Raw genomic sequence first — 25,006 nt, forward strand, 5'->3', positions numbered from 1 at the left:
GCGGTCACCGGGCCGCATTCACCAGGCCGACAGCACCAGGGCCTGGACGGCGAGCGCGGTGACGGCCTGCGCGGCCAGCCACCCGCGCGCCGCCGTCCCCCGCACGGACGCGGCCACCACCAGCCAGGCGGCGAACGGCACCCAGATCCGCTCGACCTCGCCCTTGGTCACCCCGGACAGGTCCAGGACGACCACGCCCACCAGCGCCGCGCCCGCCGTCAGCGCCACCACCGCCGCAGGGGGCAGCGTCCGCGTCCGCGCCGCCGCCCGCAGCACACTCGCCGCGCTCGGCAGCGCATAGGCGACCGCGGGTCCCGTCAGCAGCCCCAGTACCGCCAGGTCACCGAACAGGAAGTAGGTGTAGGGCCGCTGCGCGGACCCGCGGCTGATCAGGTAGGTGTCCAGGGTGGCGCGTACGCCGTCCGGCCACCAGAAGCCCAACAAGGTGAACGCGGTCGGAACCACCACCAGCCCCGCGCCGAGCCCCGCCGGCACCCACCAGCGGGGCCGCGTCACCAGCAGCACCACCAGCGGCACCGCGAACAGTGGCAGCAGCCCGTACGACAGGTAGGGCAGGCTGCCCAGCAGCAACCCGCCCCCGACCGCGGCGGCGACCGCCGGGCCGAGGCGCGCGCGGCGCGCCGCGACCGCTGTCAGCGCCGTCCCCCACGCCCCGACGGCCAGGAAGAACGCGTCCATCGCCGTCGCGATCCACAGCGCCAGCGGCGCCAGCGCCAGGAACGGCACCGCCGCCCGCGCCGCCCGCTCCCCCGCCGCGCACCGCAGCGTCACCGCGATCGCCACGACCGCCGACGTCCCCGAGGCGATGACGAACGCCGCCGCCCACCCGGTGCCGGGCAGCCCCGCCTTCTCCAGCGCCCACAGCAGCAGCGTCGGCAGCGGCGGATGCCCCCGCACGTGCGTGGTGTAGCCGCCGAGGCGTTCGGTGAAGGTGCGCAGCCACTCCAGCGGGTCGGGGCGCACCTGCGCCAGCCCCGCCGGGTACTCGGTCGGCGCGTTCAGCGGCCCGGCGAGGGCGTCCCACCCGTCGGCGACCGCGAGCGCGACCGCCCACAGCGCCGCGCCCGCCCACGCCAGCGCCATCAGCGCCGGCCACCGCAGCCGCGCCGCCGCCCGCGGCAGCGCCGCCACCAGCACCGCCGCGACCGCGACGGCCGGCGTCAGCTGCCAGGTCAGCGGCGCCTCCCGCGCCCGCGCGTGCAGCGGGGGCAGCAGGTCCTCGGTCTCCAGCCCGGCGCGGCGCAGGTACCAGCCGGCGGCGAACACCGCCGCGATCCCCGCCGCCCACACCGCCACGGCGATCCATCCCGGCCGGCTCGTGCTGCGCGCGTCCGGGGCGCTGGTGCTGGGCGTCCGTGTGTCGGTGGCGGTCATCGGTCCCGCTTCCTCTCCTCCGGCAGGACGGCGCGGTGCGCTCCGCCGCCCGCACCGCCCGCACCGTCCGCGCTGCCCGCGCCGTCCCGCCGGCGGCGTCCGGTGACCATCTGCACCGCCAGCACCGCGACCGCCACGGAACCGATCGCGCCGACGACGATCGCCAGGTTGCGGCCGTAGGGCAGTGGCAGCTGCGACGGGACGTCCGGGCGCCGCCCGTACCCCAGGACGAGCGGGAGCGCCACCGCCGTCACGCACGCCGCCACCAGCAGCGCGCCCCGCAGCACCCGCCGGTAGGCGACCGGGATCCAGCCCGTCACCACCCCCGCCACCAGCACGGCCGGGACCAGCACACCGTCGTGCAGGACGGCCGCCCCGACGAACCAGGTCGCCCAGCCCCGCACCGGGACGTCCGCGACCACCCCCCGCAGCCCGAACCCGATGAGCGCCAGCCCCGCCGCGTACGCCGCCACGTGGGCGAGCCTGCGCGCGTTCATGCGACCACCAGCCGTCCGACCCACTTGGTCTGCATGACGCCGGGACGGTTCGGCGCGATGAGCCGGCACGGGTAGCCGTGGTCGAGGTCGAGGGGCTCGCCGTTGACCCGCAGCGCCAGCAGCGTCAGCGGGTCGTGCCAGTGCGGCGGCTGCACCATCGAGGTGCGGTACAGGCCGTAGCGTTCCAGCGACTCGACGCGGACGTGGGCGTCGTCGTCGACGCCGGCCATGCGCAGCAGGTCGCGCAGCCGCACGCCCTCCCAGGTCGCCTCGGCGCTCCAGCCCTCCACGCACGCGATCGGCAGCCGCGCCGTCCGCGCCGGCATCGCCTGCAGCTGCGCCAGTGACAGGCTCAGCTCGCGGTCGACGCGTCCGGTGACCGTCAGCCGCCACCGAGGGTCGCGGGCCAGTGCGGTGACTCCGGACGCGGCGGCGGACTTGTTGACCGGCAGGTCCTGCGACCCGATCCCGGGACGGCGCGGAGCGAGCACCGCCAGCCGCGCCAGCGGCGAGACCGCCTCCCCCACCGTGGTCGCGACGACCACGCCGCTCGCCCCGAAGACCGTCAGCAGGAACGTGCGCCGCTTCAGGCCGTCCTGCGGGCGGGTCATCACCGTCCGGCGCGTCTTGGCCCACTCGTTGGCGACGTGGATCACCAGCGCGCCGATGACGATGTAGGCGGTCCAGTAGTGCGCGGTGGTGAAGAAGAACCCGAACGCGTACCAGTAGTCGATGTTCATCACGCCGGTGACCAGCTGGAACAGCGACCCGCCGACCAGGACGAACACCAGCAGCCGCTCGACCGCGTGCAGGACGGAGCGGGCCGGCGGCCACTGCAGCAGCCGGGGGTAGACCGTCCACAGCTTGGCCAGCAGCAGCGGCACCGCCGCCAGCCCGGTCATGACGTGCAGGCCCTGGGTGACCCGGTACAGGTTCACCGGGCGCGACGGCCACACCATCCACCCCGCCGGGTGCTGCATGAAGTGGCTGACCAGCCCGGTCACGAACGCGACCAGGAAGCAGGTGCCGAGGGCGATGCCCAGCCAGGCGGCGACGCGTTCGTCGTGCAGGCGGCTGGTGAAGCGCTCGGGCAGCGTCGTCAGCGCCGCCGGCGGCACCGGGCGCCGGAACGCGGGCCTGTTCAGGGACGCAGGGCGACGAACCACCGGCCGGCCTCCTCCCACAGTTCGGTGACGGTCGCCGCGCACGCGGCGGCCAGGGCGGCGGCGCCGTCGGCGGACACGTGCGCCCAGGGGAACCATTCGCCGACCGCGCGGTCCGACCGCAGCCGCAGCGGCTCGGTCCGCGACTCCGCGCCCGGCGGGTCCACCTCCATCAGCACCCGCCCGCCGGGGCCCAGCAGCGCCAGGACGCGGCGCAGCAGCCGGGCGGGGTCGCCGCCGATGCCGATGTTGCCGTCGGCCAGCAGCACCGTGCTCCACCGCCCGGTACCCGGCACCCGCCCGAACACGTCGCGGCACAGCGCCGGGGCGCCCGCCGCGACGGTCAGCGCGACCGCGCGGGGCGCCACGTCGATGCCCAGCACCGGGATCCCGCGCCGGGCCAGCGCGACCGTCAGCCGGCCGGGTCCCGATCCGACGTCCAGGGTGGCGCCCTCGCAGCGGTCCAGCAGGCCGGCGTCGCCGCCGCGCAGCGCCAGCCAGTCCCGCAGCGGCAGCGGGCGGCGGCGGCCGTCGGCGTGCTCGATCTCCACCGCCGCGCGGCCCCGCAGCGCCTCCTCGTACAGTTCGCCGATCATGCCGGGACGCTCCTGGTCCCCAGGTCCCGCACGGCGGCGGCGAACCGGCTGCCGGGCGCCTGCGCGGCGACCGCCTCGGCGTCGGGCGGGGTGTCCACGTCGGTCAGCTCCGGCATCCGCGCCACCCGCAGCCCGGCGGCGTGCAGCCGGGCGAGCTGGAGCGTTCCGGTGTCGGGCCGCGACATCGGGACGCCCAGCAGCAGCCGCTCGTCGGGGCGGCGCAGCCCGAGCAGCCAGAAGCCGCCGTCGCGGGCCGGGCCGAACACCGCGTCGTGCCCGCGCAGGGCCCGGCCGGCGCGGTCCAGCAGCGCGGGCGTGACCTGCGGGGTGTCCATCCCGACCAGCACCAGCGGGCGGCCGTCGTAGGCGTCGGCGAAGGCGTGCGCGAGGCGCTCGTCCAGGCCGCCGCCGCGCTGGGCGAGGACGGTGAACCCGTCGGGCAGCCACGGGCCGGGCGTTCCGGCCAGCGCCAGGACGCGGCGCCGCGCCGGGGCGGCGGCGACCGCCGCGAGGGTGTCGTGCAGGGCGGCCGCGGCCAGCGCGGCCGCCTCGTCGGGCGTGTAGGCGCTGGTCAGCCGGGTCTTCACCCGGCCGGGCAGCGGCTGCTTGGCGATGACCAGCAGGTCGGCGGCGGCGCCGTCCGGCGCGCTCACGGGGCCACCTCCGCCAGGACGCGGCGCATGTCGCGGACGGCGCGGACCGTCCCGCCGACCGTCCCGGTCACCTTCGACCGGCCGGTGCGCGGCAGGTAGGCCACCTCCAGCTCGCCGATCCGCCAGCCCGCGCGGGCGGCGCGCAGCACCATCTCCAGCGGGTAGCCGAACCGGCGGTCGGCCAGGCCGAGGGCGAGCAGGTCGGCGCGCGGCGCGGCGCGCATCGGGCCGAGGTCGTGCAGCCGGGTGCCGGCGCGCCGGTTCAGCGACCGGGCCAGCACGGCGTTGCCGAGCCGCGCGTGCGGCGGCCAGGCGCCGCGCGCGGCCGGACGGCGCCGGCCGAGCACCAGCGCCGGTGCGCCGCCGGCGCCGAGCCGGTGGAGTTCGGCGACCATGCGGGGCAGTTCGGCGGGGTCCAGGGAGGCGTCGGCGTCCATGACGCACACCGTCTCGGCGGTGGCGGCCAGCAGCCCGGCATGGCAGGCGGCGCCGAACCCGCGGGTCGCGGCGGGCACCACGTCGGCGCCGTGGTCCGCGGCCACGCGCGCGGATCCGTCGGTTGAGGCGTTGTCGACCACCAGGGGCCGGAAGCCCGCGGGCATCCGGGACAGCACCCACGGCAGTGCCTCGGCCTCGTTGAGGCACGGGAGAATCACGTCGATCACGGCTCTGACGCTACTTTCGGTGACGGGGCGGCGACCCTTACGAAGTGGTGACGGGCAGCCGGGCGGGGCCGGCCCCGTCCCGGGCGAACTCGGCGATGCCCTCGCCGAACGGCACGGACGGGAAGAATCCGAGCTCGCGGCGGGCGCGGTCGGGGCGGGCGACGATGTGGCGGACGTCGCCGAGCCGGTGACCGCCCGTGACGCGCGGCGGCGGGCCGTCGAGCGCGCCGGCGAGCGCGGCGGCCATGTCGCCGATGGTGCGGGGCTCGCCGCTGGCGATGTTGTAGGCGCGCAGCGCGCCCCGCGCGGCCGGGTCCGCCGCGGCCCGCTCCAGGGCCAGGACGTTGGCGCGGGCGACGTCGCGGACGTGCACGAAGTCGCGGCGCTGCGCGCCGTCCTCGAAGACCAGCGGTTCCTGGCCGTTCAGCAGCCGCGACCGGAAGATCGCGGCGACGCCCGCGTAGGGGGTGTCGCGCGGCATCCGCGGCCCGTAGACGTTGTGGTAGCGCAGCGCGGCGACCGAGCCGCCGGTCGTGCGCGCCCACGACGCCGCCAGGTGCTCCTGGGCGAGTTTGGTGTCGGCGTAGACGTTGCGGGGGTCCAGCGCGGCGTCCTCGGCGACGGCGCCGGGCGCCAGGGGCCGCCCGCATTCGGGGCAGTCCGGTTCGAACCGCCCGGCCCGCAGCGCCTCCTCCGGGCGCGGCGCCGGGCGCACGGGCCCGTGCACCTGGCAGGCGTAGGCGCCCTCCCCGTAGACGACCATCGAGGACGCCAGCACCAGCGTGCCGACCCCGGCGCGGGCCATCTCCGCCAGCAGCACCGCGGTGCCGTGCACGTTCACCGACGCGTAGTCGGGAAGGTCGGAGACGTCCACGCCGAGGCCGACCTTGGCGGCCTGGTGGCAGACGGCGTCGATGCCGTCCAGCCGCTCGGCGACGGCCGCGGAGTCGCGGACGTCGGCGGTGCCGGACGGGCCGCCGGAGGGGTCCAGGCCGTCGGGCCGCAGGTCCAGCCCGCGGACCCGGTGGCCCGCGGCGGTGAGGGCCTCGGCGATGTGCGAACCGATGAAACCGGCCGACCCGGTGAGCAGTACGTTCATGCCGTCGAACGGTAGGGCGCGGCGGCGGCCGGGACGGGCCCGAAGGCGCCGGTCAAGGTACCTTGTTCGAGATTTGTAAGATCTGCGGTCCTGCGCGCCGGCCGCCGTTCAGGCGGCGACGCGGGAGGCCAGCAGCCCGGCGGCCTTGTCGACGTCGGCCTCGGTGGTGGACAGGTGGAACGCGCACCGCAGCCGCCCGGCCCGCACCGAGGCGATCACCCCGTTCGCGTGCAGCAGGTCGGCGGTGCCGTCCGTGACCGGGACCGACACGATCGCCGAGTCGCCGGGCTCCAGCCCGAGCGCGGCCTGGAAGCGGCGCGCCAGCGCGACGTCGTGCTCGTGGATCGCCGCGACGCCGACCCGCTCGATGAGTTCCAGGGCGGGCGCGTGCCCGGCCCAGCACTGCCAGGCCGGGGACAGGTCCAGGCGGCGCGCGTCGGACGCCAGCCGCAGCGGCGTGCCGTAGATGGAGTCCCAGACGTCGGCGCCGGCGTACCAGCCCGCGCCGATCGGCGGCAGCGCGGCCAGCGCCTCCTCGGTGCCGGCCAGGAAGCAGGTCCCGCGCGGGCCGAGCAGCCACTTGTAGCCCGAGCACACCAGCCAGTCGACGCCGGCGGCGGGCAGCGGCAGCCATCCGGCGGCCTGCGTGGCGTCCAGCAGGACGCGGGCGCCGGCGGCGTGCGCGGCGGCGATCAGCTCGTCCATGGGGGCGATGCGCCCGTCGGCCGACTGCACCGCCGACACCGCGACCAGATCCACCTCGCCGGCCTCCTCGGCGATCCGCTCCAGCGGCACCGCCCGGACGGCCAGGTCGGGACGGGCCAGGAACGGGAACAGCAGCGAGGTGAAGTCGCCCTCGGCGACCAGCACGCGGGCGCCGGCGGGCAGCGACGCCGCGACCAGCCCGGCGAAGTAGGAGGCGTGCGAGCCGACGGCGACGCGGTTCGCGGGCAGGCCGAGCAGCCGCGCGAACGCCGCGCGGGACCGGGTGACGGCCTGGTCGAGGTCGGCCGGCACCAGCAGCCCGGCCGCCCGGTCCCGCTCGGACGCCAGCATCGCCTCGTGCGCGGCGCGCGGCGGCAGGCCGTAGGTGGCGGTGTCGAGGTAGGCGGCGCCGGCGGCGAACTCCCGCTGCGCCTCCCGCACGGAAAGGATCATGCCCCCAGGGTGGTACACCACCGGCCATAGGACAAAGTACGGTTTTCTGCATGACCCATCAGCGCGGTTGATACCTTGGGCTCATGCTGGACCTGCATCGCGGGCGGATCCTGCGGGAGGTCGCCCGGCTCGGCTCGATGACGGCCGCCGCGCGGTCCCTGGCCTACACCCAGCCGGCGGTGTCGCACCACATCGCCCGGCTGGAGGCCGAGGTCGGGACCCCGCTGGTGGTGCGGCACGGCCGCGGCGTCCGCCTCACCGAGGCCGGGCGGATCCTGGTCGAGCACGTCGAGGACGTCCTGGCGCGGATGGACGACGCCGAGGAGCGGATCGCCGCGATCGCCGGGCTGCGCGCCGGGCGGGTGCGGATCGCGGTGTTCCCCACCGCGGCGGCGTCGTTGCTGCCCGCCGCCCTTGCCGGGCTGCGCGACCGCGCGCCCGGCGTCACCGTCACGCTGATGGACGCCGAGCCGCCGCAGGCGCTGGCGGCGCTGCGGGCCGGTGAGGTCGACGTGGCGGTGGTGTTCAACCACGAGTACCTGCCGTCCGACACCGATGCGCGGTTCCGGGAGGTGGTGCTGTGCCAGGACCCGATCCGGATCGCGCTGCCCGCCGCGCACCCGCTGGCCGCCGGGCCCGTCGGGCTGGCGGACCTGGCGGAGGAGACGTGGGTGTCGGGCTGCGCGCGCTGCCGCGACCACCTGCGGTGGGCGTGCGGGCGCGCCGGGTTCGTGCCGCGGATCGCGTTCGCCACCGACGACCACGTCGCGGTCCAGCGGCTGGTCGCGCACGGGCTCGCGGTGACCGCGCTGCCGGGCCTGGCGCTCGGGCTGCATTCGGAGCCGGGCGTGACCGTCCCGGCCGCGCCCGACCTGGGCAAGCGCCGCGTCGTCGCGCTGGTGCCGGCCGGTCCCCGCCCGCCCGCGGTCGCCGCGCTGCTGGACGAGCTCGCCGCCGCGTCCGCCACCGGCGCCCCAGTCGTCGGTCCGGCCGCCGGGCCGGGCGAGGGGGCGGTCAGGACAGGTGGCGGTGCAGGTCGGTGAGGCGGGTCGCCGCGTCCAGCACCGCCTCGCTCAGCTCCGGCATCCGGTCGTCGCCGAACCGCACCGCCGGGCCCTGCAGCGCGACCGCGGCGAACGCGCGGCCCGCGCCGTCGCGGACCGGCGCCGCGACCGCGCGGACGCCGGCGAGGCGCTCCTCGTCGTTGACCGAGTAGCCGCGCTCGCGGATCCGCGCCAGCTCGGCCGCCAGTTCGGCGCGCGTGGTGAGCGTGGAGGGGGTGTAGCGGCGGTAGGGCTCGCGCATCGCGACGTGGTCGTCCTCGAAGGCCAGCAGCGCCTTGCCCATCGCGCAGGTGTGGATGGGGTTGCGGTCGCCGGGCGGCTGGTCGTAGCGCAGCGGGTGGGTGGAGGGCAGGTGCAGCAGCACCGCGACCTCGTCGCCGGCCCGCACGCCGAGGCTGACCGCCTCGCCGGTGCCGTCGCGCAGCGCGGTCAGCTCCGGCTGCAGCAGCGTGGAGCCCATCCGCTCCAGCGCCAGCCGCCCGAGGATCGCGGTAGTGGGGCCGAGGAAGTACCGCTCGGTCTGCGGGTCGCGGCCGAGCATGCCGGTGGCGTGCAGCGCGTGCACGATCCGGTGCGCGGTGCTCACCGACAGCCCGAGCCGGTGGGCGATCTCGGTGGGGGTCTGGCGGCCGGCGTCCTCGAAGGTGCGCAGCACCGCGACCGCCCGGTCGACGGTCTGGGTCCCCGGTTTGGGCCGGTGCCCGTCCGGGTCGCCGGGTCCGGCGGGCACCGCGCTCACCCGTCCTGCGGGCGGGGCGCCCGCAGGCTCGGCAGGTTGACCACGATGCCCTCCTGCGTGCTGCGCGCGATCACCACGACCGCCTCCTCCTCGCCGGACGGGTTCTCCTCGCGGTGCGGGACGTAGGGCGGCACGAACACGTAGTCGCCGGGCCCGGTCGCCACCCGCACCTCCCGCTCTCCCTCGGCGAACACGAACACCGGGTGCCCCGACACCACGTAGATCGCCGTCTCGGCCTCGCCGTGGTGGTGGTCGCCCGAACTGGTCGCCGGCGGGACGTGGGTGCGGCCCATCCACAGCCGCTCCGATCCCACGGTGGCGCCGGAGATCGCCTCGAACCGCCGCATCCCGGATGTCTGGGCGGTGTCGGAACGCAGCCGCGTCCCCCGGACCAGCTCGATCCTGCCGTGCCAGGCCGCCGTTCCCCGCGCCTCGGTCTCGTCGGTCACGCGTCCCATCCTCGCACCGGGCCGGGACCCGGGACGACCGGGGGCGCCCGCCCGCGGGGGCGTGCGAGGATGGGCGGGTGGGATCCGCGACGATGACCCCGGCCGCACCGCTGTCCCCCTCCCCGGCGGTGACCGCCCGGCACGGCATCGGGTTCGCGATGAACCCGTGCGCGAGCCTGCTGCGGCTGTACGCCGAGCACGGCCCGGTCGTGGCCGTCGGGACGCGCCGCCGGCCGTTCGTGCACCTGTTCGGCCCGGACGCCAACGCGTTCGTGTTCGCCAACTCCGGGCTGTTCCGCTGGCGGGAGGCGTTCGACCTGCTGGTGCCGGTGAACGGGGAGACCGCGCTGATCGTCAGCGACGGCCCCGACCACCGGCGCCGCCGCCGGCTGGTGCAGCCGGCGTTCCACCACCGCCGCGTCGAGGGGTACGTCGCCCGGATCGCCGCCAACACGGGCGCGGCGCTGGCGTCCTGGACGCCCGGCCGAACGCTGGACGCCTACGCCGAGCTGCGCGGCGTGATCCGCCGCAGCACCGTGGAGGTGCTGTTCGGCGACCGGCTCGCCGCCGACGCCGAGGTCATCGGTCGCGGCCTGCAGGTCGCGCTGGCCGGGATCGACCGCAACTTCGTGGCGCAGATGATGCTGCGCGCCCTGCCCAACCCGTACTGGCGGCGCGTCACCGCCTCCCGCGCGGCGGTCGCCCGGCGGGTGGACGAGGAGATCGAGCGGCGCCGCCGCGAGGGCGGCGGGCACGACGACGTGCTCGGCATGCTGATGGCGGCCCGCGACGAGGACGGCTCGGGCCTGACCCGCCAGGAGCTGCAGGACCAGGTGATCAGCCTGATCTCGGCCGGGTACGACACCACCAGCGCGGCGATGGCGTGGGCGGTGTACGCGCTGCTGGTGCATCCCGAGGCGGCCGAGCGGGCGCGCCGGGAGGTCGCCGGCGTCCTCGGCGGCCGGCCGCCGGAGGCGGCCGACCTGCCGAAGCTGACCTACCTGGACGGGGTGGTGCAGGAGACGCTGCGGCTGTTCCCGCCGGCGGTGCTGAGCGCGCGGGTGCCGGTGGAGGACTTCGTGTACGCCGGGCACCGGGTCCCGGCGGGCGCGATGGTGCTGTACTCCCCCTACGTCACGCACCGGATGCCGGAGGTGTGGCCGCAGGCGGGGCGGTTCCGGCCCGAGCGGTGGGATCCCGCATCGGAGCTGTACCGCCCCACCGGCGCCGCGACGTTCCTGCCGTTCGGCGGCGGGCCGCACCGCTGCATCGGCTCTACGCTGGCGACCGTCGAGCTGAAGACGATGCTGGCCTGCCTGCTGCGCGGCCCGCGGCTGGCGCTGGTGTCGTCCGCGGTGACGCCGACCAGCGTCACCGCGATGCGTCCCCGGGGCGGCCTGCCGGTGCGCGTCCTGCCGGACTGACCGGCTACTGACCGGCTACTGGCCGCTGCGCAGGCAGACGCAGAACGGGTGGCCGGCGGGGTCGGTCAGCACGCGCCAGCGGTCGCCGCCGGGCTGGAAGTCGGGCTTGGCGCCGCCCAGCTCGGTGACCTGCGCCTCGGCCTTGTCGAGGTCGTCGACGTAGAAGTCGAGGTGGTACTGCTGGGGGCGCTCCCCGGTCGGCCAGGTCGGCGCCTGGTGGTCGGGGACGCCCTGGAAGTAGAGGTTCTGCCCGCCGGGCAGGGCGACGGCGGAGGCCTCGGGGGTGTCGAAGGTGACCTCACCGCCGGTCAGCGCCGCGTAGAACGCCGCGAGCTTCGGCGGTTCCGGGCAGTCGATGTTGACGGCGATGAACTCGGCGATACCGGTCATGTATGTACTCCCTGGTCGTTCAAGGTCGATGTGGCACAGTCTTCCAGGAGAGACTGACATCTTCTGTCAGGTACGCCGGGAGGGATCGTCCGCCGTGGTGGCGCGGGTGAGGCGGGCGCCGACGGCGGCGAGCCGCTCGACCAGCTCGGGCGGTTCGACGACCTCGAAGTCCAGGTCGAGGTAGGCGATGCGCAGCGCGGTGTACTCCAGGGAGTCGGGGGCGGTGCGCAGCACGCAGGTGCGCTCGTCGACCGGTTCGACCTCGGCGCCGGTGACGCGGAACCGGTCGATGAGCTCCTCGGCGGAGGCGTGCACGGTCAGCACCGCCTGCCGCAGCGGCCGCGAGCGGGCCAGCGACCGGGTGACGAACGCGGCGGCGTCGGCGGCGGGCAGGTCGCGGGGCGGGCAGCGCACGCCGGTGGGGTGCGGGCGGGACACGCGGTCGACGCGGAAGGTCCGCCAGTCGTCGCGTCCGGTGTCGAAGGCGACCAGGTACCAGCGGCGCCCGGCGGTCACCAGGCCGTGCGGGTCGGCCAGGCGGGAGGTCTCGGCGCCGCCGGTGTCGCGGTAGGCGAAGCGGACCCGTTCGCGGTCGCGGCTGGCGGCGGCCAGCACGGTGAGGGTCTCGGGGTCCACGGCGGGCCCGGCGGGCGGCCCGGTCAGCGGGGTGGTGGCGGTGTGCAGGGCGCCGACGCGGCGGCGCAGCCGGGCGGGCAGGATCTGCTCCAGCTTGGCCAGCGCCCGCACCGACGCCTCGCCGATCCCCTCGACCGCTCCCCCGGCGGCGCCGCGCAGCCCGACCGCGATCGCGACGGCCTCCTCGTCGTCCAGCAGCAGCGGCGGCAGCGCCGCGCCGGCCTCCAGCCGGTACCCGCCGACCTTCCCGAGGGTGGCGTGCACGGGGTAGCCGAGGTCGCGGAGGCGTTCGACGTCGCGGCGGACGGTGCGGACCGTCACGCCGAGCCGCTCGCCCAGCTCCGGGCCCGTCCACTCGCGGCGGGTCTGCAGGAGGGACAGCAGTTGCAGCAGGCGCGCCGAGGACATGCCGCCAGTATGCCCGCCAATGAGGACCGTTCCTGACCTGTTTGCTTCGTAGCGTGGGCGGCATGCACGGGGACGACATCATCATCAGCAGGGCACGGGAGAACAACCTCAAGGACGTCTCGCTGCGCATCCCCAAGGGGCGCCTGGTGGTGTTCACCGGGGTGTTGGGGTCGGGCAAGTCGTCGCTGGTGTTCGGGACGGTCGCGGTGGAGGCGCGGCGGCAGCTCGCCGAGACCTTCAGCTGGTTCGTCCGTGACCGGATGCCCAAGCACGAGCGGCCCGACGCCGACGCGATCGAGAACCTGGCGCCCGCCGTGGTGGTCGACCAGCGGCCCATCGGCGGCGGCGCCCGCTCCACCGTCGGGACGGCGTCGGAGATCAACCCGGTGCTGCGGGTGCTGTTCTCCCGCCACGGCGTCCCGAGCGCCGGGGAGGCCTCGGTGTACTCCTTCAACGACCCGCGCGGCATGTGCCCCGGATGCGACGGGCTCGGCCGCGTCACCCGCGTCGACCTGGACCGCTTCCTGGACACCTCCAAGACCCTCAACGAGGGCGCGGTGAACTTCCCGCCGTTCGGCGTCGGCACGTTCGTGTGGCAGCTGTACGCCGAGTCGGGGCTGTTCGACCCCGACAAGCCGCTGCGCGACTTCACCGCCGATGAGCGGGACCTGCTGCTGTACGGCAAGGGGTTCCGGGTGAGGCGGCGCAACCGGACGGGGTCGCTCGGCAGCAACGCCTACGAGGGCCTCGTCGAGCGGTTCGACCGCCTCTATATCAAACGGGACATCGACACCCTCAAGGGGACGGTGCGGGAGGCGGCGCGGCGGGTCGTGCGCGAGGACGCCTGCCCCGAGTGCGGCGGCGCCCGGCTGAACGCGGCGGCGCGCGCGTCGAAGATCGCCGACCGGTCCCTCCCCGAGTTGTGCGCGCTGGAGATCGGCGACCTGATCGGGATGCTGGAGGACGTCACCGACCCCGTCGCCGCGTCCGTCGCGGGGGCGGCGCTGGCGCGGCTGCGTCGTCTGGAGGAGATCGGCCTGGGCTACCTCAGCCTGGACCGCGAGACCCGCACCCTGTCGGGCGGGGAGGCGCAGCGGCTGAAGGTCGTCCGGCACCTGGGGTCGAGCCTGACCGGGATGACGTACGTGTTCGACGAGCCGAGCGCCGGGCTGCACCCGCGCGACGTGGACCGGCTGGTCGCGCTGCTGCGGCGGTTGCGCGACAAGGGCAACACCGTGCTGGTGGTCGAGCACGACCCGGCCGTCATCGCCGCCGCCGACCACGTCGTGGACATGGGGCCGGGCGCGGGCGCGCGCGGCGGCGAGGTGGTGTTCACCGGGACCGCCGCCCGGCTGGCCGGCGCCGCCACCCCCACGGGGCGGTCGCTGCGCCGGGTCACGCCCGTCAAGCAGGCGTTCCGCACGCCGTCGCAGTGGCTGACGGTGACCGGTGCGAACGCCCGCAACCTCGCCGACGTCACGGTGCGGTTCCCGGCCGGCGCGCTGACGGTGGTGACGGGCGTGGCGGGGTCGGGCAAGACCAGCCTGGTGATGGAGGAGTTCGCGGCGCGCCACCCGCACGCGGTGGTGGTGGACCAGTCGGCGATCACCGCGTCGCGTCGCTCCAGCCCCGCCACGTTCCTCGGCGCGATGGACCCGCTGCGCCGCCTGTTCGCCAAGGCCAACGGTGTGGACGCCGCGCTGTTCAGCCACAACTCCGCGGGCGCCTGCCCCGGGTGCGACGGCGCCGGAGTCATCCGCACCGACCTTGCGTTCATGGACCCGGTCACGGTGCGGTGCGAGGCGTGCGGCGGGCGCCGCTACCGCCCCGAGGTGCTGGCCCACACGCTGCGCGGCCGGTCCATCGCCGACGTGCTGGAGACCCCCGCCGCGCAGGCGCTGGCGCTGTTCACCGGCGACGACCCGGCCGAACGGGCGATCGCCGCGCGGCTGCGCGCCCTCGCCGACGTCGGCCTGGGCCACATGCCGCTCGGCCGCCCGCTGTCGTCGCTGTCGGGCGGCGAGCGGCAGCGCGTCAAGCTCGCGGCGCGGCTGCACCGCACCGGTCAGCTGTACCTGCTGGACGAGCCGACGACGGGCCTGCACGCCGACGACGTCGCCGCGCTGCTGGCGCTGCTGGACCGGCTCGTGGACGGCGGCAACACCGTCATCGTCGTCGAGCACGACCTGGCGGTGGTCAAGCACGCCGACTGGGTGGTGGACCTCGGCCCCGGCGGCGGCCGCGCCGGCGGCCGCGTGGTGTTCGAGGGCACCCCGGCCGACCTGGTGCACGCGCAGGAGTCGGTCACCGCCGACTTCCTACGCCGCTCCCTCACCGCCCAGGCCGAAGCAGCCGCAAGCTGACCTGCCCCGCCCGACCAAGGCGGGGCAGGCCGCCGATTCCGGGCGGCCGGCCCGGGGGTCAGTCGGTGGGGGTCAGTCGGTGGGGGTCAGGCGGGCGGGGAAGCCGCCGGTGGCGATGGGGCCCCAGCGGTCGATGGTGATGCGGATGAGGGACTTGTCCTGGCGGCGCATCGCCTCGCGGTACTCGTCCCAGTCGGGGTGCTCGCCGGCGATGCAGCGGTAGTAGTCGACCAGGGCGTCGGCGGCCTCGGGCATGTCGATGACCTCGGCGGTCCCGTCGACCTGCACGTAGGGGCCGTTCCAGTCGTCGGACATCACGCACAGCGACACCCGGGCGTCGCGGCGGGCGTTGCGGGCCTTGACGCGCTCGGGGTAGGTGGACACCACGATGCGGCCCTCGGGGTCGACGCCGCAGGTGACCGGGGACAGTTGCGGGCGGCCGTCGGAGCGGGTGGTGGCGATCAGGGCGCGGTGGCGGGGGCGCAGGAACTCCAGCAGTTCGGAGCGTTCGACGCGGTTCGCGGTGGCGATCGAAGGAGCCATGCCTCCACCTTAGGGAGGGGCCCGAGGCCGCCCGTTGTCGCCCCGCACAATGATCGCCGGGAAGTTTTGAGGGCTCACCAGTTCATCGCCGTCCGGGCGGGCTGCATCATGACGGGCGTCCCCTCTCCCCCGCCGCCCGATGAGGTCCGCCATGCGCCCCGCCCGTACGTCCGGAGTCCTGCTCGGTACCGCGCTGCTGGCCGGCGCGCTGATCGCGCCGCCCGCCCTCGCCGACGCCCCGGCGCAGGCGCCCTCCGCGACCTCGGCCCTGGCCGCGGCGCCGCGGCTGGCCACGGCCGCCAACTTCCGCGACCTCGGCGGGTACGCGACCGCCGACGGCCGTCACGTCCGCACCGGTGTGGTGTACCGGTCGAACTCGCTGGCGGACCTGTCGGCGGCCGACCAGCAGACGCTGCTGGGCCTGGGGATCACTCTGGACGTGGACCTGCGCAACGTCCAGGAGCGCTCCGACGACCCGGACCGGCTGCCCGCCGGCATCGCCTACAAGGTCGCCGACGTGGAGGACCTGTCACACGGCATCTCCTTCGCCGACCCGGCGCTGGGCAGCCTGCTGTACGGGTTCCTGATGGGGCTGATCACCGGGTCGTCCAACCTCGGGCAGTCCATCGCCTACCCGTTCATGGTCGACTACAGCGGCGCGAGCCGCGCCTACCGCGACCTGCTCACCTCGATCGCCGCCAACCCGGGCGCGACGGTGTTCCACTGCACCGCCGGCAAGGACCGCACCGGGTGGGGCGCGGCGGTGCTGCTGCCGCTGCTGGGCGTCCCGAAGGCGACGGTGTACCAGGACTACCTGGCCAGCAACACCTACCTCGGCCGGTCCGACGCGGTGGAGTCCTCCTGGTTGGACGAGGCGTTCCACGAGGTCGACCAGGTCTACGGCGGCTTCGACAACTACGTGCACCAGGGCCTGGGCCTCAGCGACGCGACCATCGCGGCGCTGCGCGCCCGGCTGCTGACCTCCTGACCCCTGGGCGGCGTGCCGGGCGGGGCCGGGCCCGTAGGCTGCCGTTCCATGATCGATCAGACGTCGGCGTACCTGTCCGGGCTGTTCTCGCTGGAGGGCCGGACGGCGGTGGTGACGGGCGGCAGCTCGGGGATCGGGCGCGCCATCGCCGGGGCGCTGGCGCGGGCGGGCGCGTCGGTGGTGGTCGTCGCACGCCGCGAACGCGAACTCGCCGGCACGGTCGCGGACCTGGAGTCCCGCGGCTGCCGCGCCGCGTGGGTCAGCGCGGACCTCGGGACGCGGGACGGGGTGGCCGACGCGGCGCGCCGCGCCGCCGACCCGTTCGGCGAACCCGACATCGTGGTGAACGCGGCGGGGATCAACCTGCGGCCGCCGATGGAGGAGCTCGGCGAGCAGGTCTGGGACGCCACGATGGTGGTGAACCTGGACGCGCCGTTCCTGCTCGGGCAGCGGTTCGGGCCGGGGATGGCCGAGCGGGGGTACGGGCGGCTGATCCACATCGCCTCGCAGCAGGCGTTCCGGGCGTTCGTCACCAGCGGCGCCTACGGGGTGTCCAAGGCGGGGCTGGTGGCGCTGGCGCGGTCGCAGGCCGAGGCGTGGTCGGCGCGCGGCGTCACCGCCAACGCCCTGGTCCCGGGGTTCGTGCTGACGCCGCTGAACGCGCGGCTGCAGGCCGACCCGGACCGGGTGGAGCAGCTGGCGGCGCGGACGATGACCGGCCGCAACGGCGTCGCCGAGGACTTCGCGGGCGCGGCGGTGTTCCTGGCCTCGCCGTCGTCGTCCTACGTCACCGGGCAGGCGATCTTCGTCGACGGCGGCTTCTCCGTCCACTGACCCCGGGGCCGGGGCGGGGTCAGTCCCACAGGCCGGTGGCGCGGACGGCGTCGGCGGGGCCGGTGGCGTGCACGATCCCGGCGACGGGACGGCCGTCCTCGTCGTGGACGAGCCAGCCGCCGAGCTGCACGACCGGGACGCGTCCGGCGCGCATCGCCAGCGCCAGCTCCGACAGCGTCCCCCAGGACCCGCCGATGACGATGACGGCGTCGGCGGCGTTGACGATCACGTTGTTGCGGGCCTGGCCGAGCCCGGTCGGCAGCGCGACGCTCAGGTCGGGGCCGGCGGCGGACCGGTCGGCGGCCGGCAGCACCCCGACCACGGTCCCGCCGGCGGAGCGGGCGCCGGCGGCGACGGCCGCCATGACGCCGCCGTGCCCGCCGCAGAGCACCACGGCGCCGCGGGCGGCCAGCAGCCGCCCGGTCTCGTGGGCGCGGTCCCAGTCGCGTTCGGTGCACTCGGCGGGCCCGCACACCGCGACCTGCACGGCCATCGGGCGGCCCCGCCTACTGCGCGCCGTGCCGTTCGGCGATCCGGTCGATCACCGCGGCGAGGTCGAAGTCCTTGCCGGTCAGCCCGCCGGCGCTGTGGGTGGACAGCGCGAAGGTCAGGGTCCGCCACCGGATGTCGATGTCGGGGTGGTGGTCGGCGTCCTCGGCGGCGCGGGCGACCTCCTCCACCACCGCGATCCCCTCCAGGAACGACGGCGCCTTCACCTCCCGGCGGATCTCCTTACCGGTCCTGCTCCAGGCGGGCAGGGCGCGCAGGCGGTCGGCGACGGCGGTGTCGTCGAGCGTGTCGGCCATCGGTGATCACTCCCGGTCGTCGGGTCGCTGCGGTCTCCTTCCGAGTACATCATGGGCGCCGCCGCGGCCTGTGACGCGGGTCACCCCGCACCGGAGGACAGGTCGTACAGGGTGGTGCCGCCGACGGAGGCGGCCGTGAAGGTCGCCGCGACCCACGCGCCGATCCGCTGGGCTTCGTCGCTGCCGCTGCCGCTGCCGTTGCCGCCGGCGCGGCCCATCATCGTCCCGCCGCCGCCGACGAAGTAGTGGATCCTCCCTTGCCGGACGAGCCGCTGGAACTGCGCGAGGGTGGGGGCGGGGTCGGTGCCGTTGAACCCGCCGACCGCCATGACCGGCGCGCCGGTGGCCAGCTGGTAGCCGGCGGCGGTGTTGGACCCGATCGCGGCGGCGGCCCAGGTGTAGGACGAGGCGTTCGCCTTGAGCGCGGCGGTGACCTGCGCGCTCGGCGTCCCGGCGTTCAGGAGCCCGCCGGCGCCACCGGGCCCGCCTCCGGGGCCGCCGCCTCCGGGACGTCCGCCGCCGAACCCGCCCTGACCGTTGCGGAAGCCGGGAAGGCCACGGCCGGGACCGGTGGCTCCGGGCTGCCCGCCACCGGTCTGCGGGGGCGCGAATCCCTGCCCGCGGTTGGTGCCGCCGGGGCCGCGTCCGCCGCCCGGCCCGCCCCGTCCGGGGCCGAAGCCCGCGGAGGTGCGGGGACCGGCGGTGACGATGGAACCGGTGTGGGGCGTAGCGGCGGTGTCGACCGCGTACGCGGCGGGCCCGGCGAGCGACGCCGCGGCCGCCAGCACCAGAACTGCGGCCAGCAGCCGGCCGCGCAGCAGCCGCACGCCCGCCAGCGCCGCGGCGGCCGGCAGCCCGGCGGCGACGATGACGGGGCCGAGCCAGGGGTGCCAGCCGGGGTTGCGGCCCAGCAGCAGGTAGGCCCACACGGCGGTGACGGCGACCGACACCGACAGGAACGCCGCGCCCTCGGTGGTGCGCCGCCGCTCCCACAGGATCGCGGCGCCGATGCCGACGAGGGCGGCAATGGCGGGCGCGAGCGCGACGGTGTAGTACTCGTGGAAGATCCCCTGCATCTCGCTGAAGACCGCGCCGGTGAGCAGCAGCCAGCCGCCCCACACCAGCAGCGCGGCGCGGGCGGGGTCGGTGCGGGGCGCGCGGCGGGTGGCCCACAGCCCGGCGGCCAGCAGGATCAGCGCGGCGGGCAGCAGCCAGGAGATCTGCCCGCCGATCGCGGCGCCGAACAGCCGGCCGGCGCCGGCGTCCTGGTTGAGGTTGCCCAGGCCGCCGGTCTCCTCGCCGTTGAGGCGGCCGAGGCCGTTGTAGCCGAGCGCCAGTTCCAGGACCGAGTTGTGCTGGGATCCGCCGATGTAGGGGCGGGATGAGGCGGGCACCAGCGCGACGGCCAGCACCCACCATCCGGCCGCCGCGGTGAACGCGGCGCCGGCCAGCAGCAGCTGCCACAGCCGCCGCCGCACCGGGGTCGGCGCGGTGACCAGGTACACCAGCGCGAACACCGGGACGACCAGGAACGCCTGCAGCATCTTGGCCAGGAACCCGGTGCCGACGCAGGCGGCGGCGACCAGCAGCCAGCGGGTGCTCGCGTTCTCCTGCGCGCGCAGGGCGGCGTAGGCGCCGGCGGTCAGCAGCAGAACCAGCAGCGCGTCGGGGTTGTTGAACCGGAACATCAGCGCGGCGACCGGGGTGAGGGCGAGCGCCGCACCGGCCAGCAGCCCCGCCCAGGCGGGGAACCGGCGCCGCACGGCCGCGTACAGCAGCGCGACGGTCGCCACGCCCATCAGCGCCTGCGGGACCAGGACGCTCCAGGAGTTCACCCCGAAGATCCGCGCGGTGAGCTCCATGGGCCACAGCGCGCCGGGCGTCTTGTCGACGGTGATGGCGTTCGCGGCGTCGGAGGAGCCGAAGAAGAACGCCTTCCAGCTGGTCGCGCCGGCCTGGACGGCGGCGGAGTAGAACGCGTTGCCCCAGCCGGACGCGCCCAGGCCCCACAGGTAGAGCACGGCGGTCGCGGCGAGCAGGACCAGCAGCGCGGGCCGGGCCCACGCGGGGTCGGCGGCGGGCCCGCGCAGCACCCGGTGCAGGAGGCGGTGCGGGAGGCCGCCCCGCCCGCGCGGGGTCGCGGGCGGGGCGGCCTGGATCGTGGAGGTCATCGTTGGGGTCCCAGGGGTCAGCCCAGCTTGTACAGCTGGGCGCCGGACGAGCCGGACGAGCCGGTGGAGGAGGTCCCGCCGTATTCGGCGGGCTTGACGAGGGTGCCGTTCTTCTGCACCCAGGCGGTGACGGAGGCGTCGCCGCCTCCGGGGCCCATGCCGCCGCCGAGCAGGATGTAGCGCAGCTTGCCGTCCTTGACGTACTGCTGCAGCTTGGCGACGGTCATGGCGGGGTCGCTGCCGGTGAAGCCGCCCATCGCGATGACGGGGCGTCCGGTGCTCAGGATGATCGAGCTCGCGGACTGGGCGCTGGACACCGCCACCAGCCAGGTCGCGCTCCCCTGGTTCTTCTCCAGGTAGGAGATCATCTGGGTGCTGGTCTCGCCGCCGGGCCCGCCGCCGAAGCCGCCGCGTCCGCCGCCGGACCGCTGGGTGCGGTCACCGCGCGTCCAGGGCGCCTGCCCGTCGGAGTTCTGCCCACCGGAGTTCTGCCGGGGCGCGCCGCCGGGGAAGCCGCCCGGCAGCTGCCCGCCGGGGGCTGCGCCCGGTGCTGCGCCGGGCAGCTGGCCGCCGCCGGGGAAGCCCTTGGATCCGCCGGGCCCGCCGCGCATGCCGCCGGGTCCGCCGAAGCCGGTGGACGGCCCGGCCTGCGGGTTGTTGCCGTTGGAGGCGGTGGAGGCGGCCGACACCGCGTACGCGCCCGGTCCGGCCAGTGTCGCGACGGTGGCGAGGACGGCTCCGGCGACGGCGGCGCGGGTCGCGGCGCGGCGGACGAACCGGCCGCCCAGCAGCCCGGCGACCGCCAGGACGGCCGCGGCGGCGATCGTCCAGCGCAGCCAGGGGTGCCAGGACGGGGTGCGGTCCAGCAGGACGAACGCCCACGCGCCGGTGACGGCGATCGCGGCCGACAGCACCAGCGTCCACATCCACGAGCGGCGGCCGTCGCGGCGGCCGGCGGTGAACAGCAGCGCGGAGCCGGCGCCGGTGAGCGCGGCGATCGCGGGGCCCAGCGCGGTGGTGTAGTAGGGGTGGAAGGTGCCTTCGGCGAAGCTGAAGATGACGTAGTGGACGGCGAGCCATCCGCCCCACAGCAGCAGCGCGGCGCGGGCGAGGTCGGTGCGGGGCCGCTTCCACAGCAGCGCCAGGCAGGCGAGCAGCGCGACGACGGCGAACGGGATCAGCCAGGAGATCTGGCCGCCGACGACGTCGTTGAACAGCCGTCCGGCGCCGGCCTGGCCGCCGAAGGAGGCGCCGCCGCCTCCGCCGCGTCCGCCGCCGGGGCCGTTGCTCTCGCCGAAGACGCGGCCGAGGCCGTTGTAGCCGATGACCAGGTCCCAGACGGTGCCGTCGGTGCTGCCGCCGATGTAGGGGCGGCTGCCGGCGGGGACGGCGTCGACGATCAGCATCCACCAGGCCGAGGAGGCGGCCAGGACGGCGCCGGCGGCGGCCAGGTGCGCCACGCGGCGCACGATGCCGGGCCGCGCGGTGATCAGGTACACCAGCGCGAACGCGGGGACGACCAGGAACGCCTGCAGCATCTTGGTGTTGAAGCCGCAGCCGATCAGGAACGCCGACAGCAGCAGGGGCCGCAGCCGCCCGGTCTCGATCGCGCGCTGGCACGCCCATGCGGCGGCGACCAGCAGCAGCACCAGCAGGGTGTCGGGGTTGTTGTCGCGGTTGATCGCCACGGTGATCGGGGTGAGGGCCAGCACCGCGGCGGCGATGAGCGCGGCGGGGTGCCCGAACGCGCGGCGGACGGTGGCGTGCAGGATCGCCACGGCGGCGACGCCCCCGATGACCTGCGGGAGCAGCAGCGCGGGGGTGCCGAACCCGATGACGCGGGCGAACAGGTCCTGGACCCACAGCGCCATGGGTGGTTTGTCGACGGTGATGTAGTTGCCGGCGTCCAGGGAGCCGAAGAAGAACGCCTTCCAGCTCTGCGAGCCGCTCTTGACGGCGGCGGAGTAGTAGGTGTTGGCGTAGCCGCCGCCGGTCAGGTCCCAGGCGTACAGGGCGGCGGCGACGGCCAGGACCGCCCACAGGGCGGGGCGGGACCAGCGCGGGTCGCCGGGGGCGCCGAGCAGCAGCCGGCGGATCCGCCCGCCGGGGGCGGGGGCCGCGGTCCCTGCGGCGGGCGCGGGAAGCGTCTGGGTCATGACAGGGTCCCTCCGGTCTCCTCGGCGGCCGGCGCGCGGCCGTCCCCGGGGATCGTCGCGTCGGTGCGGGGGGCGCCGGCGTGCGGGGCGCCGGCGTCCGCCGGGCGGTCCCCCAGGCGGCGGGGGTGGAAGATCCAGGCGCGCATCAGCAGGAACCGCACCAGGGTGGCGACGGCGTTGGCGCCGATGAGCGCGGCGACCTCGACGGCGCGGGACGCGCCGGGCGCGGCGGCGTGCAGCAGCGCCAGCCCGCCGGTGGACAGCGCGAGGCCGAGCAGGAACGTCGCGCCGCCTTCGAGCTGCTGGCGGAACGCGCGCCGGGTGCCGGTGACGCCGAAGGTGAAGCGGCGGTTGGCGGCGGTGTTGCCGATGGTGGTGATGACCAGCGACAGCGCGTTGGCCCACAGCGGTCCCATCGCCAGCCGCAGCAGCACGAACAGGACCAGCTGCGCCAGGGTGCTGATGGCGCCGATGACGGCGAAGGCGGGCAGCTGCCGCGCCATCCCGGCGGGCAGGGCGGCGCCGGTGCCGGTGTTCGTGCCGGTGCTGGTGCCGGGGGCTCGGCGGCCGCCGACGGGGGCGCGGAACGCGCCGGTGAGCATGCGGCGCGCGACGCGGGCCATGCCGCGCAGGTCGTCGCGGGCGGTGCGGACGACGTCGACGCGCGAGTCGGGGTCGTCGACCCAGTCGACGGGGACCTCGTGGATGCGCAGCCCGTTGCGTTCGGCGAGCAGCAGCAGCTCGGTGTCGAAGAACCACTCCTGGTCCTCCACCGACGGCAGCAGCGCCTGGACGATCTCGGTGCGGGCGGCTTTGAAGCCGCACTGGGCGTCGCTGAAGCGGGCGGCGAGGGTGGTGCGCAGCAGCAGGTTGTAGCAGCGGGAGATGACCTCGCGGCGGGGGCCGCGCACCACGGCGGACCCGCGGGTGAGCCGCGACCCGATCGCCAGGTCGCTGTGCCCGGAGATCAGCGGTGCGACCAGCGGCAGGAACGCGTCCAGGTCGGTGGACAGGTCCACGTCCATGTAGGCGACGACGTCGGCGTCGCTGGTGCTCCACACGTGCCGCAGCGCCCGTCCGCGTCCCTTGCGTTCCAGGCGGACGGCGTTGACGCGGTCCATACGCGCCGTGAGCTGCTGCGCGATCCACCAGGTGGCGTCGGTGCTGGCGTTGTCGGCGACGGTGATGCGGAAGGGGTAGGGGAAGGTGTCGGCCAGGTAGGCGTGCAGGCGTTCGACGCTGGCGGCCAGGACGCGTTCCTCGTTGTGGACGGGGACGACCACCTCGACCAGCCGTCCCCGCCCGCCGTGGTCGTGCACGGGCGGGGGCGGCGCGGCGGGCGTGCCCCGTTCGGTGACAAGGTGACTCATGTGACCGAGGTTCGGCGGCGGGTGTGGGAAGCCCCTGAGCCGTTGATGAACGGGGTATGAGAAAACCCGCGGGCCGCCGCCGCGGCGCGGTCGGTCGCGGCGGTCGGTCGCGGGGTGCGGTCAGTCGCGGGGGTCGGGGGTGCCGGGGAGGCGGACGCGGGCCAGGGTGCCGCCGCCGTCGGCGGCCTCCAGCGCGACGCGGCCGCCGCTCTCGCCGACGACGCGGGCGACGATCGACAGGCCGAGCCCGGAGCCGGGCAGGCTGCGCGCCGAGGGGGACCGCCAGAACCGCTCGAACACGTGCGGCAGGTCGGCGGCGGGGATGCCGGGGCCGTGGTCGCGGACGGTGAGCTCGCCGCCGGCGAGGCCGACGGTGACGGTCCCGGCGGGCGGGGAGAACTTCACGGCGTTGTCCAGCAGGTTCACCACGGCGCGTTCCAGGGAGGCGGGGTCGCCCTGCACGTACCAGGGTTCGGTGGCGGCCCGCACGGTCAGGCCGGGGCCGCGCAGCCGGGCGCGGTCGACGGCGCGGTCGACGACCTCGTGCAGCGCGACGGTCTGGCGGACGGGTTCGGCCTCGTCGGGGCGGGCGAGTTCCAGCAGGTCGCCGACCAGGCTGGACAGTTCCAGCATCTGGGCCTTGACGCTGACCAGCAGGTTGTGGCGGGTGGCGGCGGGCAGCTCGCGGCCGGTGGCCTCGGCGCGCAGCAGCAGGTCGATGTTGGTGCGCAGGCTGGTCAGGGGGGTGCGCAGCTCGTGGCCGGCGTCGGCGATGAGCTGCTGCTGGCGTTCCCGGGAGGCGGCCAGCGCGCCGGTCATGGCGTTGAAGGAGCGGCCGAGCCGGGCGATCTCGTCGGTGCCCTCGGCGGGGATGCGGATGCCGAGGTCCTCGGTGCGGGCGATGTGCTCGGCGACGCCGGTCAGCTCGTCGACGGGCCGCAGCGACGCGCGTGCGATCATCAGGCCGGCGGCGGCCGACACCAGCACGCCGAGGGCGGTGACGGCGACCAGCAGCAGCGCCAGGTTGTCCAGGGGCCCTTCGACCTCGTCCAGGGAGATCGCGACCGACACCGCGAACGGGGTGCCGTCGGAGGTCTGCGCGGGGAAGGTCAGGACGCGCACGTCGACGGTGCGGCCGGTGGTGGTGGTGCCGGTGCCGTCGCGCAGGACCCGCTCGTCGCCGCCGCGGGCGACGCGCGCGTCGGCGGCGGTGACCTTCAGCGAGCCGGCGTCGGGGAGGGTGCAGGCCCGGCCCTGCGCGTTGACCACCTGGATGATCTCGTAGGGGCCGGGCGGGCGGCCGTCGCCGCCGCTGGCGGTGGCGTCGGGGCGGCACGCGGCGAGCGCGCCGGCGATCTCGCGGCCCATCATCCGCTGGATGCGGCCGCCGGGGCCGCCGGGGCCGCCGGGTCCCTCGGGGCCGGGCGGGCCGGCGGCGG

General features: G+C 76.0%; 24 protein-coding genes. 5 read left to right on the forward strand and 19 right to left on the reverse strand.

What is annotated here, in order from left to right; all coding sequences use genetic code 11:
- Nucleotides 1-18 precede the first annotated feature (18 nt).
- The 8 genes from QP089_RS46550 to QP089_RS46585 form a co-directional block, all read right to left on the reverse strand.
- Complete coding sequence (locus QP089_RS46550; RefSeq protein ID WP_285921027.1) at nt 19-1,395, reverse strand: hypothetical protein; 1,377 nt, start codon at nt 1,393-1,395, stop codon at nt 19-21.
- A complete protein-coding gene (locus tag QP089_RS46555) occupies nt 1,392-1,892 on the reverse strand; it encodes a hypothetical protein (RefSeq protein WP_285921028.1) in 501 nt (166 codons plus the stop codon). Before QP089_RS46555 ends, QP089_RS46550 begins: the two co-directional genes overlap by 4 nt.
- The gene (locus tag QP089_RS46560; protein ID WP_285921029.1) at nt 1,889-3,058 is read right to left on the reverse strand and encodes a molybdopterin-dependent oxidoreductase; all 1,170 of its coding nucleotides are present in this window, start codon (nt 3,056-3,058) and stop codon (nt 1,889-1,891) included. Before QP089_RS46560 ends, QP089_RS46555 begins: the two co-directional genes overlap by 4 nt.
- Nucleotides 3,034-3,651 (reverse strand): methyltransferase domain-containing protein, encoded by a 618-nt coding sequence (locus tag QP089_RS46565; protein WP_285921030.1) that lies wholly within the window; start codon nt 3,649-3,651, stop codon nt 3,034-3,036. The genes QP089_RS46560 and QP089_RS46565 overlap by 25 nt, the downstream gene beginning before the upstream one ends.
- A complete protein-coding gene (locus QP089_RS46570; RefSeq protein WP_285921031.1) occupies nt 3,648-4,304 on the reverse strand; it encodes a TIGR04282 family arsenosugar biosynthesis glycosyltransferase in 657 nt (218 codons plus the stop codon). The genes QP089_RS46565 and QP089_RS46570 overlap by 4 nt, the downstream gene beginning before the upstream one ends.
- A complete protein-coding gene (locus tag QP089_RS46575; RefSeq protein WP_285921032.1) occupies nt 4,301-4,969 on the reverse strand; it encodes a glycosyltransferase family 2 protein in 669 nt (222 codons plus the stop codon). Before QP089_RS46575 ends, QP089_RS46570 begins: the two co-directional genes overlap by 4 nt.
- Before the next feature lie 37 nt (nt 4,970-5,006).
- Nucleotides 5,007-6,068, reverse strand: a complete 1,062-nt coding sequence (locus QP089_RS46580) for an NAD-dependent epimerase/dehydratase family protein (RefSeq protein WP_285921033.1) — start codon at nt 6,066-6,068, stop codon at nt 5,007-5,009.
- Between the two features lie 108 nt (nt 6,069-6,176).
- Nucleotides 6,177-7,226: an aminotransferase class V-fold PLP-dependent enzyme gene (locus QP089_RS46585; RefSeq protein ID WP_285921034.1), complete on the reverse strand. Its 1,050-nt coding sequence runs from the start codon at nt 7,224-7,226 to the stop codon at nt 6,177-6,179.
- An 83-nt stretch (nt 7,227-7,309) separates the two neighbouring features.
- Between QP089_RS46585 and QP089_RS46590 the strand changes: the two genes are divergently transcribed.
- Nucleotides 7,310-8,269, forward strand: a complete 960-nt coding sequence (locus QP089_RS46590) for a LysR family transcriptional regulator (RefSeq protein WP_285921035.1) — start codon at nt 7,310-7,312, stop codon at nt 8,267-8,269.
- Here QP089_RS46590 and QP089_RS46595 read toward each other — a convergent pair.
- Both QP089_RS46595 and QP089_RS46600 read right to left on the reverse strand, forming a co-directional pair.
- Nucleotides 8,241-9,029: an IclR family transcriptional regulator gene (locus QP089_RS46595; protein ID WP_285921036.1), complete on the reverse strand. Its 789-nt coding sequence runs from the start codon at nt 9,027-9,029 to the stop codon at nt 8,241-8,243. The genes QP089_RS46590 and QP089_RS46595 overlap by 29 nt on opposite strands.
- Entirely contained in the window at nt 9,026-9,478 is a 453-nt protein-coding gene (locus tag QP089_RS46600; protein WP_285921037.1) for a cupin domain-containing protein, read from the reverse strand. Before QP089_RS46600 ends, QP089_RS46595 begins: the two co-directional genes overlap by 4 nt.
- Before the next feature lie 77 nt (nt 9,479-9,555).
- Here QP089_RS46600 and QP089_RS46605 point away from each other — a divergent pair, with 77 nt between their 5' ends.
- A complete protein-coding gene (locus tag QP089_RS46605; RefSeq protein WP_285921038.1) occupies nt 9,556-10,902 on the forward strand; it encodes a cytochrome P450 in 1,347 nt (448 codons plus the stop codon).
- Nucleotides 10,903-10,917: 15 nt separating this feature from the next.
- On the opposite strand, the gene QP089_RS46610 is transcribed toward QP089_RS46605, so the two are convergent.
- Nucleotides 10,918-11,292, reverse strand: a complete 375-nt coding sequence (locus QP089_RS46610; RefSeq protein WP_285921039.1) for a VOC family protein — start codon at nt 11,290-11,292, stop codon at nt 10,918-10,920.
- A 66-nt stretch (nt 11,293-11,358) separates the two neighbouring features.
- Nucleotides 11,359-12,336, reverse strand: coding sequence for a helix-turn-helix transcriptional regulator (locus tag QP089_RS46615; protein ID WP_285921040.1), 978 nt, complete (start codon nt 12,334-12,336; stop codon nt 11,359-11,361).
- 62 nt (nt 12,337-12,398) lie between these two features.
- On the opposite strand from QP089_RS46615, the gene QP089_RS46620 reads away from it, so the two are divergent.
- A complete protein-coding gene (locus QP089_RS46620; RefSeq protein ID WP_285921041.1) occupies nt 12,399-14,699 on the forward strand; it encodes an ATP-binding cassette domain-containing protein in 2,301 nt (766 codons plus the stop codon).
- 72 nt (nt 14,700-14,771) lie between these two features.
- On the opposite strand, the gene QP089_RS46625 is transcribed toward QP089_RS46620, so the two are convergent.
- On the reverse strand, nt 14,772-15,242 hold the full coding sequence (locus QP089_RS46625; RefSeq protein WP_285921042.1) for a PPOX class F420-dependent oxidoreductase: 471 nt from the start codon (nt 15,240-15,242) through the stop codon (nt 14,772-14,774).
- A gap of 151 nt (nt 15,243-15,393) precedes the next feature.
- Between QP089_RS46625 and QP089_RS46630 the strand changes: the two genes are divergently transcribed.
- Both QP089_RS46630 and QP089_RS46635 read left to right on the forward strand, forming a co-directional pair.
- Nucleotides 15,394-16,230 carry a tyrosine-protein phosphatase gene (locus QP089_RS46630; RefSeq protein WP_285921043.1) on the forward strand — a complete coding sequence of 279 codons (837 nt, stop codon included), beginning with the start codon at nt 15,394-15,396 and terminating at the stop codon, nt 16,228-16,230.
- 48 nt (nt 16,231-16,278) lie between these two features.
- A complete protein-coding gene (locus QP089_RS46635) occupies nt 16,279-17,064 on the forward strand; it encodes an SDR family NAD(P)-dependent oxidoreductase (RefSeq protein WP_285921044.1) in 786 nt (261 codons plus the stop codon).
- A 19-nt stretch (nt 17,065-17,083) separates the two neighbouring features.
- Here QP089_RS46635 and QP089_RS46640 read toward each other — a convergent pair whose 3' ends face one another.
- From QP089_RS46640 to QP089_RS46665, 6 genes are all read right to left on the reverse strand, one after another.
- Nucleotides 17,084-17,557: a TIGR00725 family protein gene (locus QP089_RS46640; RefSeq protein ID WP_285921045.1), complete on the reverse strand. Its 474-nt coding sequence runs from the start codon at nt 17,555-17,557 to the stop codon at nt 17,084-17,086.
- Between the two features lie 13 nt (nt 17,558-17,570).
- On the reverse strand, nt 17,571-17,870 hold the full coding sequence (locus QP089_RS46645) for a 4a-hydroxytetrahydrobiopterin dehydratase (protein WP_285921046.1): 300 nt from the start codon (nt 17,868-17,870) through the stop codon (nt 17,571-17,573).
- An 80-nt stretch (nt 17,871-17,950) separates the two neighbouring features.
- Nucleotides 17,951-20,041, reverse strand: a complete 2,091-nt coding sequence (locus QP089_RS46650; RefSeq protein WP_285921047.1) for a glycosyltransferase family 39 protein — start codon at nt 20,039-20,041, stop codon at nt 17,951-17,953.
- Between the two features lie 17 nt (nt 20,042-20,058).
- Nucleotides 20,059-22,197: a glycosyltransferase family 39 protein gene (locus QP089_RS46655; protein WP_285921048.1), complete on the reverse strand. Its 2,139-nt coding sequence runs from the start codon at nt 22,195-22,197 to the stop codon at nt 20,059-20,061.
- On the reverse strand, nt 22,194-23,567 hold the full coding sequence (locus QP089_RS46660) for a bifunctional glycosyltransferase family 2/GtrA family protein (RefSeq protein ID WP_285921049.1): 1,374 nt from the start codon (nt 23,565-23,567) through the stop codon (nt 22,194-22,196). Before QP089_RS46660 ends, QP089_RS46655 begins: the two co-directional genes overlap by 4 nt.
- A gap of 120 nt (nt 23,568-23,687) precedes the next feature.
- The coding region (locus QP089_RS46665) for a HAMP domain-containing sensor histidine kinase (protein ID WP_285921050.1) at nt 23,688-25,006 on the reverse strand (1,319 nt) is incomplete at its 5' end.

Source organism: Actinomadura opuntiae, from assembly GCF_030283205.1.
GTDB lineage: Bacteria > Actinomycetota > Actinomycetes > Streptosporangiales > Streptosporangiaceae > Spirillospora.

What these genes read in the sequence shown, in the direction of transcription:
- QP089_RS46550 (WP_285921027.1), bottom strand. Translation starts at nt 1,395, where the DNA reads ATGACCGCCACCGACACACGGACGCCCAGCACCAGCGCCCCGGACGCG.
- QP089_RS46555 (WP_285921028.1), bottom strand. Translation starts at nt 1,892, where the DNA reads ATGAACGCGCGCAGGCTCGCCCACGTGGCGGCGTACGCGGCGGGGCTG.
- QP089_RS46565 (WP_285921030.1), bottom strand. Translation starts at nt 3,651, where the DNA reads ATGATCGGCGAACTGTACGAGGAGGCGCTGCGGGGCCGCGCGGCGGTG.
- QP089_RS46580 (WP_285921033.1), bottom strand. Translation starts at nt 6,068, where the DNA reads ATGAACGTACTGCTCACCGGGTCGGCCGGTTTCATCGGTTCGCACATC.
- QP089_RS46585 (WP_285921034.1), bottom strand. Translation starts at nt 7,226, where the DNA reads ATGATCCTTTCCGTGCGGGAGGCGCAGCGGGAGTTCGCCGCCGGCGCC.
- QP089_RS46590 (WP_285921035.1), top strand. Translation starts at nt 7,310, where the DNA reads ATGCTGGACCTGCATCGCGGGCGGATCCTGCGGGAGGTCGCCCGGCTC.
- QP089_RS46610 (WP_285921039.1), bottom strand. Translation starts at nt 11,292, where the DNA reads ATGACCGGTATCGCCGAGTTCATCGCCGTCAACATCGACTGCCCGGAA.
- QP089_RS46615 (WP_285921040.1), bottom strand. Translation starts at nt 12,336, where the DNA reads ATGTCCTCGGCGCGCCTGCTGCAACTGCTGTCCCTCCTGCAGACCCGC.
- QP089_RS46620 (WP_285921041.1), top strand. Translation starts at nt 12,399, where the DNA reads ATGCACGGGGACGACATCATCATCAGCAGGGCACGGGAGAACAACCTC.
- QP089_RS46625 (WP_285921042.1), bottom strand. Translation starts at nt 15,242, where the DNA reads ATGGCTCCTTCGATCGCCACCGCGAACCGCGTCGAACGCTCCGAACTG.
- QP089_RS46630 (WP_285921043.1), top strand. Translation starts at nt 15,394, where the DNA reads ATGCGCCCCGCCCGTACGTCCGGAGTCCTGCTCGGTACCGCGCTGCTG.
- QP089_RS46635 (WP_285921044.1), top strand. Translation starts at nt 16,279, where the DNA reads ATGATCGATCAGACGTCGGCGTACCTGTCCGGGCTGTTCTCGCTGGAG.
- QP089_RS46640 (WP_285921045.1), bottom strand. Translation starts at nt 17,557, where the DNA reads ATGGCCGTGCAGGTCGCGGTGTGCGGGCCCGCCGAGTGCACCGAACGC.
- QP089_RS46645 (WP_285921046.1), bottom strand. Translation starts at nt 17,870, where the DNA reads ATGGCCGACACGCTCGACGACACCGCCGTCGCCGACCGCCTGCGCGCC.
- QP089_RS46650 (WP_285921047.1), bottom strand. Translation starts at nt 20,041, where the DNA reads ATGACCTCCACGATCCAGGCCGCCCCGCCCGCGACCCCGCGCGGGCGG.
- QP089_RS46655 (WP_285921048.1), bottom strand. Translation starts at nt 22,197, where the DNA reads ATGACCCAGACGCTTCCCGCGCCCGCCGCAGGGACCGCGGCCCCCGCC.
- QP089_RS46660 (WP_285921049.1), bottom strand. Translation starts at nt 23,567, where the DNA reads ATGAGTCACCTTGTCACCGAACGGGGCACGCCCGCCGCGCCGCCCCCG.